Origin of the sequence: Streptomyces sp. V3I8 (assembly GCF_030817535.1) — a bacterium.
Lineage (GTDB): Bacteria > Actinomycetota > Actinomycetes > Streptomycetales > Streptomycetaceae > Streptomyces.
This window is the reverse complement of the sequence record NZ_JAUSZL010000002.1, coordinates 787,772-802,001: the sequence shown is the minus strand read 5'-3', so window position 1 is coordinate 802,001 and position 14,230 is coordinate 787,772. Positions and strand designations below refer to the sequence as shown.

General features: G+C 73.3%; 10 protein-coding genes. 3 read left to right on the top strand and 7 right to left on the bottom strand.

Annotation, left to right across the window (positions count from 1 at the left end; translation table 11 throughout):
- Positions 1–7 precede the first annotated feature (7 nt).
- Genes QFZ75_RS03875 through QFZ75_RS03850 form a run of 6 tightly spaced genes read right to left on the bottom strand, consistent with a single transcriptional unit; the run spans position 8 to position 6,981 of the window.
- A complete protein-coding gene (locus QFZ75_RS03875; RefSeq protein WP_307533847.1) occupies positions 8–1,114 on the bottom strand; it encodes an XdhC/CoxI family protein in 1,107 nt (368 codons plus the stop codon).
- Positions 1,107–2,240 carry a VWA domain-containing protein gene (locus tag QFZ75_RS03870; RefSeq protein WP_307533846.1) on the bottom strand — a complete coding sequence of 378 codons (1,134 nt, stop codon included), beginning with the start codon at positions 2,238–2,240 and terminating at the stop codon, positions 1,107–1,109. The genes QFZ75_RS03875 and QFZ75_RS03870 overlap by 8 nt, the downstream gene beginning before the upstream one ends.
- A gap of 1 nt (position 2,241) precedes the next feature.
- Entirely contained in the window at positions 2,242–3,156 is a 915-nt protein-coding gene (locus QFZ75_RS03865) for a MoxR family ATPase (protein WP_307533845.1), read from the bottom strand.
- Entirely contained in the window at positions 3,153–4,013 is an 861-nt protein-coding gene (locus tag QFZ75_RS03860; protein WP_307533844.1) for a xanthine dehydrogenase family protein subunit M, read from the bottom strand. Before QFZ75_RS03860 ends, QFZ75_RS03865 begins: the two co-directional genes overlap by 4 nt.
- Positions 4,010–6,451 (bottom strand): xanthine dehydrogenase family protein molybdopterin-binding subunit, encoded by a 2,442-nt coding sequence (locus QFZ75_RS03855; RefSeq protein ID WP_307533843.1) that lies wholly within the window; start codon positions 6,449–6,451, stop codon positions 4,010–4,012. Before QFZ75_RS03855 ends, QFZ75_RS03860 begins: the two co-directional genes overlap by 4 nt.
- On the bottom strand, positions 6,448–6,981 hold the full coding sequence (locus QFZ75_RS03850) for a (2Fe-2S)-binding protein (RefSeq protein ID WP_307533842.1): 534 nt from the start codon (positions 6,979–6,981) through the stop codon (positions 6,448–6,450). Before QFZ75_RS03850 ends, QFZ75_RS03855 begins: the two co-directional genes overlap by 4 nt.
- Positions 6,982–7,238: 257 nt before the next feature.
- Here QFZ75_RS03850 and QFZ75_RS03845 point away from each other — a divergent pair, with 257 nt between their 5' ends.
- The 3 genes from QFZ75_RS03845 to QFZ75_RS03835 all read left to right on the top strand — a co-directional run bounded on the left by QFZ75_RS03845 (position 7,239) and on the right by QFZ75_RS03835 (position 12,877).
- Positions 7,239–9,296 carry a translation factor GTPase family protein gene (locus QFZ75_RS03845; protein ID WP_307533841.1) on the top strand — a complete coding sequence of 686 codons (2,058 nt, stop codon included), beginning with the start codon at positions 7,239–7,241 and terminating at the stop codon, positions 9,294–9,296.
- Between the two features lie 87 nt (positions 9,297–9,383).
- Positions 9,384–11,246, top strand: coding sequence for a cellulase family glycosylhydrolase (locus QFZ75_RS03840; RefSeq protein ID WP_307533840.1), 1,863 nt, complete (start codon positions 9,384–9,386; stop codon positions 11,244–11,246).
- Between the two features lie 191 nt (positions 11,247–11,437).
- A complete protein-coding gene (locus QFZ75_RS03835) occupies positions 11,438–12,877 on the top strand; it encodes a M6 family metalloprotease domain-containing protein (RefSeq protein ID WP_307533839.1) in 1,440 nt (479 codons plus the stop codon).
- Between the two features lie 48 nt (positions 12,878–12,925).
- Here QFZ75_RS03835 and QFZ75_RS03830 read toward each other — a convergent pair whose 3' ends face one another.
- Complete coding sequence (locus QFZ75_RS03830) at positions 12,926–14,158, bottom strand: glycosyltransferase (RefSeq protein ID WP_307544207.1); 1,233 nt, start codon at positions 14,156–14,158, stop codon at positions 12,926–12,928.
- Between the last annotated feature and the right edge of the window lie 72 nt (positions 14,159–14,230).

Here is a 14,230-nt window from a genome sequence, read left to right as displayed (position 1 = left end):
CCGCCCCCTACCGCTGCGGCCGCGGGTGGATCTCCCCGTCCGTCGCCGCCAGCGGGGCGCCGCTGCCGCCCCAGCGCAGCGCGACGATCTCGGCGGCCACGGACACGGCCACCTCCTCCGGCGTACGCGCCCCGAGGTCGAGCCCGACCGGTGAGCGCAGCCTGGCCAGCTCGGCCCGCGTCAGCCCGCCGTCCCGCAGCCGCTTCATCCGGTCGTCGTGCGTACGGCGGCTGCCCATCGCCCCGATGTACGCGGCCGGGCGGCGCAGCGCCTCCTCCAGGAGCGGCACGTCGAACTTGGGATCGTGGGTGAGGACGCAGACCACCGTGCGTTCGTCGGTGTCCGTCCCCCGCAGGAAGCGGTGCGGCCACTCGACGACGACCTCCACGCCCGCCGGGAAGCGTTCCGGGGTCGCGAAGACGGGCCGCGCGTCGCACACGGTGACCCGGTAGCCGAGGAAATCCCCGATGCGGGCCACGGCCGCCGCGTAGTCGATCGCCCCGAAGACCAGCATGCGCGGCGGGGGAGCGAAGGAGTGCAGGAACACCGTCACCGCGTCCTCGCGCCGTTCGCCGCGCGGCCCGTAGTGCCGCAGACCGGTCGCCCCCAGTGCCAGTTCGCCGCGCGCGTCGGCCGTCACGGCCACGTCCAGACCGGTGGTGCCGAGGGTTCCGGACACCTCGTCCGCCCACACGGCCAGGGTCGCGCCGCGCTCCGCCGGGCCGTCGGCCACCGTCGCCACCGTGACCGGGCGGCCCGCGGCCACCGACTGCGCGACCGCCCCGAAGGACGGATCGAGGGCGGCCGTCACCGGCCGCACGAGGAGGGTGATCTCGCCGCCGCAGGTCAGCCCGACGGCGAACGCGTCCTCGTCGCCGTACCCGAAGGTCTCCAGCCGGGTCCCGCCGGACTCCACGGCCTCCCGGGCCAGTTCGAGGACCGCGCCCTCGACGCAGCCGCCCGACACACTGCCCACCACCTCGTCGCCGGGCCCGACGGCCATGGCGGCGCCGGGGTCCCGGGGCGCGCTCCGGCTGACGGCGACGACGGTGGCGAGACCGAAGGGCGTGCCCTTCGCGTACCACCGGCCGAGCGCCGGGAGGATCTCACGCATCGTCCGCTCCTCTCACCACCGCCGCCAGACGTTCCAGCGCGGCCAGACTGTGGCCCTCGACGAACGCGTCCACGCTCGGCAGCGCCGCCGCCATCCCGGCGGCCAGGGGTGCGTAGCCGGGGCGGGCCTTGCGCGGATTGGCCCACACCACCCGGTGCGCCAGCCGGTGCAAGCGTCGCATCTGGGCGGCGAGCAGGGCCGGATCGCCACGCTCCCAGCCGTCCGACAGGACGACGACCACCGCGCCGCGTGCCATGCCGCGCTGCCCCCACCGGTCGAGGAAGGCCCGCAGCAGTTCACCGAGCCGGGTGCCGCCGCGCCAATCGGGCACGGCCGCCGCCACCGCGGCGAGTGCGGCGCCCGGGTCGCGGTGGGTGAGTTCACGGGTCACCCGGGTCAGCCGCGTACCGATCGTGAACACCTCCGTGCGCACCCGGCCGCCGTGCGCGGCGGCGTGCGCGAACCGCAGCAGCGCGTCCGCGTACGCCGCCATCGAACCGCTCACGTCCACCAGCAGCACCACCCGCCGCGGCCGTGTCGTCCGTGCCCGCCGGCGGGGCGGCGTGAGCTCGCCGCCGTGCCGCAGCACCTCCCGCACGGTGCGCCGCGGGTCGGCCGCCCCGCGCCGGGCCGGACGCAACCGGGCGGTGCGCCGGGGCTCGCCCGGTAGCGCGAACACGGCGAGCAGACGGTGCAGTTGGGCCCGCTCGGCCGCGGTGAGCTCGGCGAAGTCGCGGTGCCGCAGCACCTCGGCCGAACTCGCGAGCACCGCCGCGGGCACGGCGTCCTGCCTGCCCTCGGCGCCGGTCCGGGGTGCGGGCCCGGCGTCCCGGACGGTCGCCCGCAGCCGGACCGCGGGCGCGCCGCGCACCACCCCGCCGGCCCCCGCGCCCCCGAAGTACGCGGCGAACACCCGGTCGTACCGCTCCAGATCGTCCCGGCTCCCGCACAGGGTGAGCCGCCCCGACCAGTACACGTCGGACCGCACCCCCGGCCGCAGTACGCCGAGCGCGCCGATCAGCGCCTGTACGCGGTCGGGGCCGGCGTCGACCCCGGCGGCGCGCAGAGCACGGGCGAAGCCGACCAGCACGGCGGGGCCGTCGGCCTCCGGCCCGGTGTGCGCCACCTCATGCCCCGCGTACCGAGAGCAGGGCCGTCAGGTCCAGTGCGCGGGCCCGCTCCAGGTCCTCCCGGTACTTCAGCACCGAGCCCAGCGTGGCCACCGCCAGCTCCGCGTCCACCTCCGTGGCACCCAGCGCGGCCATCGCCTCCGCCCAGTCGACGGTCTCCGCGACCCCCGGCGGCTTGACCAGGTCCTGCGCCCGCAGCGCCTGCGCCAAGGCGGTTACCTGCTCGGTCAGACGTGCCGACGCACCCGGCACCCGCCTGCGCACGATGGCGAGTTCGCGGGCGAAACCGGGGTGGTCGAACCAGTGGTAGAGGCAGCGCCGCTTCAGCGCGTCGTGCACCTCCCGGGTCCGGTTGGAGGTGAGCACCACGACCGGCGGCGACTGCGCGCGCAGCGTGCCGAGTTCGGGGACCGTCACCGTGTACTCGGACAGCAGCTCGAGCAGGAACGCCTCGAACTCGTCGTCGGCGCGGTCGATCTCGTCGACGAGCAGCACACAGGACGCGGTCTCCAGCGCCTGCAGCAGCGGGCGCGCGATCAGGAACCGCCGCCCGTACAGCTCGCCCTCCAGCCGGTCCGCGTCGGTGGCCCCGGCCACCTCGGCCGCCCGCAGATGCAGCAACTGGCGCGGGAAGTCCCAGTCGTACAGTGCCTGCGAGGCGTCGATGCCCTCGTAGCACTGGAGACGGATCAGCGGGGCGTCCAGCGCGGTGGCGAGAGCCGCCGCCAGCGCGGTCTTGCCCACGCCCGCGTCGCCCTCGCAGAAGATCGGCCGCCGCAGCCGCAGGGCCAGGAAACAGGCGACCGCCAGCCCGTCGTCGACGAGGTACCCGCCCTCTTCGAGCCGGGCCCGCACGTCGCCGGGTCCCGCCGGCCACGCCTCGTGTCCGTCGTCGCGTCCGATCGGCCTCATCCCATCCTCGCGGCGGCCAGCACCGCACGCCGTGTGAGTATCCGGGCGAGATGTGCCCGGTATGCGGCGGAGACCGCGGGCTCGGCGGTCGGCCGGGTCCCCTCCGCCGCCGACTGCGCGGCCCGGGCCACCCCGTCCGCGCCCACGCCCGCCAGCGCCTCCTCGGTCGCGGTGGCCCGCAGGGGGGTCGCCCCCATGTTGGTCAGGCCGATCCGCGCCTCCGCGATGCGGCCGTCGTCGCGCCGCACGAGCGCGGCCACGCCGACCATGGCCCAGGCCTGCGCCACCCGGCTGAACTTCTCGTAGCGGAAGCCCCATCCGTCGGACCCGTCGGTCTTCGGGATGCGGACCTCCACCAGCAACTCGTCCGGCCGCAGAGCGGTCTGCAGGTAGTCGACGAAGAACTCCCGGGCCGGGACGACCCGTCGGCCGTCCGGGCCCACTGCGACCAGTTCCGCGTCCAGCGCGAGTGCCACCGCCGGCAGGTCACCGCCCGGATCGGCGTGCGCGAGCGAACCGCCGAGGGTGCCCCGGTGGCGTACGGCCGGGTCGGCGACCGTCGCCGTGGCGGCGGCCAGGAGGCCCGCGTACCGGCGTACCAACGGGTCGGTGACGACGGCGTGGTGGGTGGTCAGCGCGCCGACGACCAGCGTGCCGCCCTCCTCGCGGACCCCGCGCAGCCCGGGTATCCGGCCCACGTCGACGACCAGTTCGGGGAAGGCGAGCCGCAGCCGCAGCAACGGCAGCAGGCTCTGCCCGCCCGCCAGGACCTTCGCGTCCTCGCCCGCGCCGGCGAGGGTGCGTACCGCCTCGTCCACGCTCGCGGGCCGCGCGTACTCGAATGCCGGAGGAATCATGACCGCCCCTCCCTCTGAGCGGACTGAGCGGACTGAGCGGACTGAGCGGGCTGAGCCGCCCGGGTGTCCTGGGCGGACTGCAGGGCCTCCCAGATCCGCCCCGGTGAGCAGGGCATCCGCACGTCGCGGACGCCCAGCGGCCGCAGCGCGTCCACGACCGCGTTGACGACGGCGGGTGTCGAGGCGATCGTCCCCGCCTCCCCGACCCCCTTGACCCCCAGGGGGTTCGACGTGGCGGGTGTCTCCGTACGGCTCGTCGTGAACTCGGGCAGGTCCGGCGCGCCCGGCACCAGGTAGTCGGCCATGGTGCCGGACACCAGGTTGCCCTCGTCGTCGTACACCGCCTCCTCGTACAGCGCCTGCGCGATGCCCTGCGCCAGCCCGCCGTGCACCTGGCCCTCCACGATCACCGGGTTGACGACCCGGCCGACGTCGTCCACGCAGACGTACGAACGGATCGAGGTCCGCCCGGTCTCCGTGTCGATCTCGACCGCGCACAGGTGGGTGCCGTGCGGGTAGGAGAAGTTCTCCGGGTCGACCAGGTGCTCGGCGTTGATGGTCGGTTCCATGCCGTCGGGCAGATCGTGCGAGGAGAACGTCTCGAAGGCGACCTCCTGGATCGTCCTGCGCGCCTCGGGCGACCCCTTCACGGAGAACACGCCGTCCGCGAAGTCCAGGTCGCGCTCGTCGGCCTCCAGCAGGTGCGCGGCCACCCTGCGCGCCTTCCCGACCACCTTCTGCGCCGCGTGGTGGACCGCGGCGCCACCGACGACCAGCGACCGCGACCCGTACGTGTCCATGCCCTGCGGCGCCGACCTGGTGTCGCCGTGCACGACCTCCACGTCCTCGAAGGGCACCCCGAGCACGTCGGCGGCGATCTGGCTCCAGCAGGTCTCGTGGCCCTGCCCGTGCGGGCTGGTCCCGGTGACCACCTCGACCTTGCCGGTGGGCAGCATCCGGATGCTCGCCGCCTCCCAGCCGCCCGCCGTGTACCGCAGATCGCGCAGCACCCGGCTCGGCGCGAGCCCGCACATCTCGGTGTAGGTGGACACACCGATGCCGAGCCGCACCAGGTCGCCGCTCTCGTTGCGCTTGGCCTGCTCGGCCCGCAGCTCGTCGTACCCGAAGAGGGCGAGCGCCTTGTCGGTGGCGGCCTCGTAGTTGCCGCTGTCGTAGGTCAGCCCCGAGATCGACGTGTACGGGAACTCCTCGTGCCCGATCCAGTTGCGGCGCCGCAGCTCCACCGGGTCCAGGCCCACTTCGACGGCCAGCTCGTCCATGATCCGCTCGATGGCGTAGGTGGCCTCCGGGCGCCCGGCACCCCGGTACGCGTCCGTCGGCGTCCGGGTCGTGAACACCCCCGTGCAGCTGAACTCGTACGCGTCCATCTTGTAGATCGCCGGGAACATGAAGGCGCCCAGGATCGGGATGCCCGGCGTGACGAGCATCAGGTACGCGCCCATGTCGGCCAGCAGGTCGACCTTCAGGCCGAGCAGCCTGCCCTCGCGGGTCGCGGCGACCTCGATGTCCTGGATCTGGCCGCGTCCGTGGTGGGTGGCGAGGTAGCCCTCGGAGCGGGACTCGGTCCACTTCACCGGTCGGCCCAGGCGCCGTGCGAGGTCGAGGGCGATGACCTCCTCGCCGTACACCTGGAGTTTGGAGCCGAAGCCGCCGCCGACGTCGGGGGCGACCACGCGCAGTTTGTGCTCGGGGACGCCGGTGACCATGGAGAGCATCACCCGCAGGACGTGCGGGACCTGGGTCGCCGAGTACACGGTGTACTCGCCGGACGCGGCGAGCGGGGTGACGACGACCGCCCGCGGCTCCATGGCGTTCGCGATGAGCCGCTGCTGCAGGTAGCGGCGGCGCAGGACGACGTCGGCGCGCTGCCTGACGGCCCGGTAGTTCTCGCCCGTGGCCAGCGGCCAGACGTAGCTGCGGTTGGTGCCCTTGTCCGCGTGCACCAGCGGGGAGCCGTCGGCGAGCGCGGCCTCCAGGTCCAGTACCGGCGGCAGCGGCTCGTAGTCGACCTCGACCGCCTCGAGCGCGTCGGCGGCGGTGTACCGGTCACGGGCCACGACGACCGCCACCGGATCACCCGCGTACCTGACCTCGTCGACCGCGACGGCCGGGTGGTCGGGCAGCACGATGTCCTCGGTCACCGGCCAGGCGCACGGCAGCGACGCCGTGCTCCGCGCGAGGTCGCGGCCGGTGAACGCGGCGACGACACCGGGCCGCGCCAGCGCGGCGGAGACGTCGACGCGGGCGAGGCGGGCGTGCGCCATCGGGCTGCGCAGGATCGCCAGGTGCAGCAGTCCGGAGACGGTGATGTTGTCGGTCCAGTTGGTCTGTCCGGTGACGAGCCGCGCGTCCTCCTTGCGGGGCCGCGACCGCCCCACCTCACGCCCGTCCGTCCGTTCTCCCGTCCGCTCGCTCATGTCGACACCCCCTGGACGGAGGAACCGGCGGTCTCGGATCCGGTGGCCGCGGGCCCGGCGGCCGCGGGCCCGGCGGCCGCGGAGGCCGCGAGGACCGCGCGCACGATGTTCTGGTAGCCGGTGCACCGGCACAGGTTGCCCTCCAGGGCGTGCCGCACGTCGTCGGCGCTCGGCCCGGGGTTCTCACGGAGGAGATCGCGCGCGGCCATGATCATCCCCGGGGTGCAGTAGCCGCACTGCAGGGCGTGCCGCTCGTGGAACGCCTTCTGCAGGGGATGCCACTCCCCGTCCGTGGCGAGCCCCTGGACCGTGGTGACCTCGCTCCCGTCGGCCTGGACCGCGAGCACCGAGCAGCTCTTGGCGGTCGCGCCGTCCAGGTCGACCGTGCAGGACCCGCAGTTGGAGGTGTCGCAGCCGATCGGCGTACCCGTCAGGCCCAGCCGGTCACGCAGGTAGTGGATCAGCAGGAGACGCGGTTCCACCTCGTCCTCGTACGTCGTGCCGTCCACCTTCACCGAGATGCGGGTCATGTGCCCTCCCAGGCAACCGTGCGAGGGAAATCAGCCACCGGACGTGATGGGCGTCACTCTAGGACCGTGTCCCGGGAGGGGCGAGTGCCACGACAGGGGTTTGTCGACGGTTAATCCGTTGCTCCCGGACGCTGCCGCCTGCTGCACTGCGGGGGAGCGGTCCACCGGGGCCGGCCGGGACGAAGGAGCAGTAATGCGAGCACCGTCGATGTCCGCCCAGGAAGGAATCCCCCTCATCGCGAAGGACATGACACACGGTGCACGCACTGAACCTCGGCATCCTGGCGCACGTCGACGCCGGTAAGACGAGTCTGACCGAGCGGCTGCTGCACGCCGCCGGGGTCATCGACGAGATCGGCAGCGTCGACGACGGCAGCACACAGACCGACTCCCTCGCGCTGGAACGCCGGCGCGGCATCACCATCAAGTCCGCCGTGGTCTCCTTCGAGATCGACGACGTCACGGTCAACCTCATCGACACCCCCGGCCACCCGGACTTCATCGCCGAGGTGGAGCGGGTGCTGGACGTGCTCGACGGAGCGGTGCTCGTGATCTCGGCCGTGGAGGGCGTCCAGGCCCGGACCCGCGTCCTGATGCGGACGCTGCGGCGGCTGCGCATCCCGACGCTGGTCTTCGTCAACAAGATCGACCGCCGCGGCGCCGACACCGACCGCGTCCTGCGGAGCATCGCCGACCGGCTCACCCCGGCGATCGTGCCCATGGGCACCACCGGCGGCCTCGGCACGCGCGACGCCCGGGCGATCCCGTGCACGGGGTTCACCCCCGGCACGCTCGACGTCCTCTCGGCGCACGACGACGGCCTCCTCGCCGCGTACGTCCAGGACGGCACGGTCCCCTGCGGCCGCCTCCGTGCCGCGCTCGCCGAGCAGACCGGGCGGTCCCTGGTCCATCCGGTCTTCTTCGGCTCCGCCATGACGGGCGCCGGGGTGGACGCCCTGATCTCCGGCATCGGGGAACTGCTGCCCGCCGCCGCGGGCCGGCCCGAAGGCCCGGTGTCCGGCACCGTGTTCAAGGTCGAGCGAGGACCGGCGGGCGAGAAGATCGCGTACGTGCGGATGTTCTCGGGGACGGTGCACACCCGGGACGTCCTGACCTTCGGCGACGGCGGCAGCGAGGGAGCCGGAGCCGGAGCCGGCACCGGCGGTGACGGCGTCCGCAGGCGGGGCAAGGTCACCGCGGTGGGTGTCTTCGAGCGGGGCGCGGCCCGCCGGGAGACCTCGGTGGCCGCGGGGCGGATCGGCAAGCTGTGGGGCCTCGGCGACATCCGGATCGGCGACACCATCGGCGTACCGCGCGAGCGGGTCGAGGAGTTCGCACGGGCGGCGCCGGCGGGGCGGCAGCACTTCTCCCCGCCCACGCTGGAGACCGTCGTGGTCCCGTGCCGGCCCGCCGACAAGGGGGCGCTGCACGCCGCGCTCACCCAACTCGCCGAGCAGGACCCGCTGATCGGCCTGCGGCAGGACACGGTACGCCAGGAGATCTCCGTGTCCCTCTACGGCGAGGTACAGAAGGAGGTCGTCCAGGCGACGCTCGCCGAGGAGTTCGGTCTCGACGTCGGCTTCCGCGGGACGACGACCCTCTGCGTCGAGCGCCCGCTGGGCAGCGGGGAGGCGGTCGAGTTCAACGGCGGGGACGCCCACCCCTTCCTCGCCACGGTCGGACTGCGCGTCGACCCGGCCCCCGCCGGCGCGGGGGTGCGGTTCCGGCGGGAGGTCGAGCTCGGCTCGATGCCGTACGCCTTCTTCCGGGCCGTCGAGGACACGGTGGAGGAGGTGCTCGGCCAGGGTGTCCACGGCTGGCAGGTCGTCGACTGCACGGTCACGATGACGCACTGCGGCTACTCGCCCCGGCAGAGCCACGCCCACCAGGGCTTCGACAAGAGCATGTCGAGCACGGGCGCGGACTTCCGCGGACTCACCCCGCTCGTCCTGATGGACGCCCTGCGACGGGCGGGTACCCAGGTGTACGAGCCGGTGCACCGTTTCCGCCTCGAAGCCCCGGCGGACACGCTCGGCGCGCTGCTGCCGGTCCTCGCCGCGCTGGGGGCGGTGCCCGGGACCACACGGACGCGCGGTGACTCGTGCGTACTGGAGGGCGCGGTCCCCGCGGCCCGGGTGCACGAACTGCAGCAGCGGCTGCCGGGGCCGACCGGCGGTGAGGGTGAGCTGGAGGCCGTCTTCGACCACTACGCACCCGTCGCCCACGGTGTGGTGCCAAAGCGGCCGCGCACCGATCACAACCCGCTCGACCGGAAGGAGTACCTGCTGAACGTGACCCGGCGGACGGGCGGGTGATCGGCACAACGGCCCGGAGCGAAAGGTGACTTACTCTCAAGTCAGGATGCTTGACGGGGCGGCGGCGCGCACGGGACTGTTGCGGACATGCCAAAGCTGCGTGCGCATCTGCTCGGCGTCCTCGTCCTCCTGACAGGGCTCCTGACGACCACGGGCACCCCGTCCGCCACCGCCCTGCCGGACGACCTGTGGTTCGACCCGGCCGCCGCCGCGACCCTCACGGTCGGGAACGGCCACTTCACCGACGGCCTGGGCCGCGAGGTCGTGCTGCGCGGCTACAACGTCTCCGGCGGGACGAAACTGGCGGAGCACCACGGCCTGCCGTTCGCCTCGGTCGCCGACGCCAGGAAGTCCGCAACCGCGCTGCGCGCCCTCGGCGGCGGCAACTCCGTGCGCTTCCTGCTCTCCTGGGCGTACGCCGAACCCGTGCGCGGCCAGGTGGACACCGCGTACCTGGCCGCGGCCACCGACCAGATGCGCGCCTTCCTGGACGCCGGGATCCGCATCTACCCGGACTTCCACCAGGACCTCTACTCGCGCCACCTCTTCGACCCCGACAGCTGGTACACCGGCGACGGCGCCCCCGAGTGGGCCGTCGACGCCGGTGACTATCCGGACGAGTACTGCGGCATCTGCCCCTTCTGGGGACAGAACATCACCTCGAACGCGGCCGTGACGGAGGCGTCGCACGACTTCTGGCACAACGCGTACGGACTCCAGGACGCCTTCCTCACCACCGCGCAGACCACCATGGCGTACGTCGAACAGCACCTGACCGACGCCCAGTTCGCGGGCGTCGTCGGCTTCGACCCGTACAACGAGCCGCACGCGGGCAGCTACGACCAGGGCCAGACGAGCCGGGCGTGGGAGAAGGACGTGCTGTGGCCGTTCTACGTGAGGTTCCGGGCGCGGATGGACGCGGCGGGCTGGCAGGACAAGCCCGCCTTCGTGGAGCCCAACCTCTTCTGGAACGCCAACATCGACTTCCAGAAGCAGGAGGGCGGCCTCCTCGACGCGGGCACGCTCGGCCCGCGCTACGTCTTCAACACCCACTTCTACGACCAGAAGGCGATCTCGGGCGTCTTCATGTGGGGCAAGGCGGAGAACGGGCAGTACGCGGGCGACTTCGGCACCGTGCGCGACCGCGCCGCCGCCACCGGTACCGCGGCGGTCGTCAGCGAGTTCGGCCATCCCCTCTCCGGTACCGTCTCCGACAAGGCACCGACCGTCCTCAAGGCCATGTACCAGGCTCTCGACTCCCGGGTGAAGGGCGGCAGTTGGTGGACCGGCCCCACCCAGTCGGGTCCCGTCCTGTCCGGCTCGCAGTGGCAGTGGGACATCTACAACGGCCGGCACCACGAGCTGATGAACGGCAACCCCGACAAGGTGCTCACCACGGGCGACGCCTGGAACGACGAGGACCTCTCCGCGGTGCGCCTCGACGACACCGGGACCGCGGTGCTGCGCCAGGACGCCCGGCTCCTGGACCGGGTCTACCCGAGCGCGACGGCGGGCCGTACGGTCGCCTTCACCTACGAGGACCGGTCGCGGGACGGCTCCACCACGCTCACCTGGAACCCGGTCCCCAGCTCCCTGCCGCGGGTGGCCGAACTGGTCGGCACCGGACAGTACGCGCTCCAGGCGTGGCGCTCGGACGGCAGCGCGGAGCCCACCGAACTGCACCTGCCGGCGTCCTTCCCGACCGCCTCCACGACGGTCGTCTCGGACCTCGGCGTGACGGCCGCGCCGCCCGCGTACACCAGGACCGCACCGGTCGCGGTCGCGCGCGAACCGGGTGGCACGGGCAGCCGCCGCCTCCTGCTGACCGCGCCGGACTCGGGCGTCCTGCACTACGCCCTCGTCACCAACGGCGCGACGGCCCCGTCCGCGGCCCTGCTGAGCGCCGCCCGCGCGGAGCTGGCCGCCTGGGCCGCGACGAGACTGGGGTGATGCGGGAGTGGCGACGCAGTGATGCCGAAGCGAGCCGGGGCGGTGGTTCCCCGGGCAACGCGGTGGTGACGCGGGGACATTGACAGCGAAGTCGGCCGAAACCATGAGAGGCGTACGGCCTTCGCGTGGTCTGATTCCATGGATCCTCCGTGTCCGGCAAGGAGGGGTCCGTCCCCTGAAGGGGGTGCCTGATGCGTCACACGCTCAGCCCCGTACGACCTGCCCACCACTGCACCGACGCGTGCCCCGTACCGCTGTCGCCGCAAGCCCTGGCGCAGTTGTACGCCCGCTACCTCGAACTGACCAAGGAACGCCGTCTGCCCAAGGGCATGACCTTCGAGGAGTACTACTCCGTATGGCGCGCGGGCCGTAGGGGGGAGAACCTCGTCGGCCTCGACGACGGGGCGCTCGACACCGGCCCCAGCTCCGACAAGCAGCTGATCACCCGCCCCACGACCCAGCTCCGGGGCACGGTACGGACACTGGTGCTGCTCGTCGACTTCCCCGACCGGCCGCACGACGCCGACCACGGGCCCGGCCACTACGACAGCATGCTCTTCGGCCTGGACGAGTTCCCGACCGGCAGCATGCGCTCCTTCTACCGTCAGGTCAGCGGCTTCGACACCTCGCCCAGCACCGGCATCGACATCCAGGGCGCGGTGCACGGCTGGTTCCGCATGCCGCAGCCGATGTCCTTCTACGCCGACGACAACTCGGGCATGAACGCCAACTTCCCGCGCAACTCCCAGGGGCTGGCGCGGGACGCCGTACAGGCGGCCCGGGACGCGGGGGTCGACTTCACCTCGTTCGACGCGCTCGGCGAAGGGGCCGTTACCGCGCTCTTCGTCATCCACGCCGGACGCGGCGCCGAGCAGACGACCCAGCGCGGCGACCTGTGGAGCCTCAAGTGGACGATCCCCGACGGTGTCGAGGTCGCGCCGGGACTGTCCGTGCGCACCTTCCTGACCGTGCCCGAGGACTGCGCCGTCGGTGTCTGCGCCCATGAGTGGGGCCACCTCGCGGCGCGCTGGGCCGACTACTACGACACCGGGCAGCAGCAGCTGACCCGCTCGGCCGGACTCGGCAGCTACTGCCTCATGGCGGGCGGTTCATGGGGCAACGGCGGTCTCACCCCGGTCTTCCCGACGGCCATGCTGCGGATGTTCCACGGCTGGATCGAACCCCAGGTGGTGAACAAGTCCACCCGGGACATCAGGCTGCGGCCCGCCGCGGAGGACGGCGACGCGGTGTTCGTCCAGAACCCCGAGACGATGTCCGACCACCAGTACATCCTCGTCGAGTACCGCCGCCGGCGCGGCCAGGACGCCTTCCTGCCCGACGAGGGCATCGCCGTGTACGTCGTCGACGAGTCGATCGACAACGTCAACGACGAGGAGAACCTGGCCATCGAACTCCTCCAGGCCGACGGCCAGGGGGACCTCTCGCGGATGTTCGGCCGGGGCAACCGGGGCGACAGCAACGACCTGTACCCCTTCGACGACAGGAACACGGTCGGCGAGACGACGCAGCCGCCCCTGGCCCTGCCCGACGGCACCTGGACGGGCGTCACCATCGAGACCGTGGGCACCCCCGGGGCCGACGAGATGACGGTCCACATCACCGTGGCCTGACACCCCGCGTGTTCCGGCAGACCGTCAGGCCGGCCTGACGGCCTGGCCTCAGGCCCCGGCCAGCCGGTCCACGGCGACGAGGACGGGACGCACCCCGTCCTCGTCGCGGAGCAGCGCGGACAGCGCCTTCGCCCGCCGCGCGTGAGCGGGCTCCGTCACGGCCCGCCGTACGGCGGCGCCGAGCGCACCGGCGCGAAGCCCGCGCAGCGGAACCGCCGACGGGGCCACCCCGAGCGAGACGAGCCGCGCGGCCCAGAACGCCTCGTCGAACTGGACCGGCACGGGCACGGCCGGCACACCGGCGCGCAGCGCGGCCGCGGTCGTCCCCGCGCCCGCGTGATGCACCACCGCGGCCATCCGCGGGAAGAGCGCCGAGTGCGGGACCTCGTCCACGGTGAACATGTCGTCGCCGGTGACGGACAACCCGGCCCAGCCCCGCTGCACGACCCCCCGCACCCCGGCCGCGCGCAGCGCCCGCACGACCTCCCCGCCCAGCCGCTCGGGATCGGGCACGGTGGCGCTGCCCAGCCCGAAGTAGACCGGAGGGGGACCGGCGTCCAGGAACTCCCGCAATCGGTCCGGAAGTTGCGCGTCCCGGTCGTACGGCCACCAGTAACCGGTGACGTCCAGTCCGGGCCGCCAGTCGCCGGGCCGGGGCACCACGAGGCGACTGAATCCGTGGTGGACCTGCCAGTCGCGCCGCTCGCGGGCCCGGCGGGCGGCCCGCGAGCCGAGCGGCGCGAGCCCGAGCCGGGCCCGCAGCGCCCGCGTCGTGTCGGCGAAGACCTGGTCCACGGCCACGTTGACGGCACGCCCGGCGAGCCGGTTCCCCGCCGCGCCCAGTGACCGGGTACCGAGCACAGCCGGTGCGAACTCGCCGGTAGGAGCCAGTGGTTGGAGGTACACACCCATGCTCGGCAGTCCGTGCCCCTCGGCGACGGCATGGCCGACGGGCGCGAGCGAACTCGAAAGCAGCAGCACGTCGGCGGCCCCGGCGGCGGCCACCAGGCTGTCGGTCATCCGCCCCACCAGCGACCGCGTCATCCCGACCATCCGGGCCAGCTTGCCGACCCCCGTGGAACTGCGGTGCAGCGCACGCCCGCGGGCGGACTCCAGCTCCGCCCGCGGATCCACCGGCAGAGGGTGGAACCCCAGCCCGGCGGCCGCCACCAGGGGCTCGAAGCACGAGTGGGTCACCACGGTGACCTCGTGCCCGCCGCGCGCCAGCCCGTGCCCAAGTCCCGTGTACGGCGCGGCGTCGCCCCGCGACCCCGCCGTCATGATCGCTACTCGCACGAGGGCCAGTATGACGCGCACACCCGACGAACCACCCCTGCCGAGCCCTGCCGAGCC

What these genes read in the sequence shown, in the direction of transcription:
- QFZ75_RS03875 (WP_307533847.1), bottom strand. Translation starts at nt 1,114, where the DNA reads ATGCGTGAGATCCTCCCGGCGCTCGGCCGGTGGTACGCGAAGGGCACG.
- QFZ75_RS03835 (WP_307533839.1), top strand. Translation starts at nt 11,438, where the DNA reads ATGCGTCACACGCTCAGCCCCGTACGACCTGCCCACCACTGCACCGAC.
- QFZ75_RS03830 (WP_307544207.1), bottom strand. Translation starts at nt 14,158, where the DNA reads ATGACGGCGGGGTCGCGGGGCGACGCCGCGCCGTACACGGGACTTGGG.
- QFZ75_RS03850 (WP_307533842.1), bottom strand. Translation starts at nt 6,981, where the DNA reads ATGACCCGCATCTCGGTGAAGGTGGACGGCACGACGTACGAGGACGAG.
- QFZ75_RS03855 (WP_307533843.1), bottom strand. Translation starts at nt 6,451, where the DNA reads ATGAGCGAGCGGACGGGAGAACGGACGGACGGGCGTGAGGTGGGGCGG.
- QFZ75_RS03840 (WP_307533840.1), top strand. Translation starts at nt 9,384, where the DNA reads ATGCCAAAGCTGCGTGCGCATCTGCTCGGCGTCCTCGTCCTCCTGACA.
- QFZ75_RS03865 (WP_307533845.1), bottom strand. Translation starts at nt 3,156, where the DNA reads ATGAGGCCGATCGGACGCGACGACGGACACGAGGCGTGGCCGGCGGGA.
- QFZ75_RS03860 (WP_307533844.1), bottom strand. Translation starts at nt 4,013, where the DNA reads ATGATTCCTCCGGCATTCGAGTACGCGCGGCCCGCGAGCGTGGACGAG.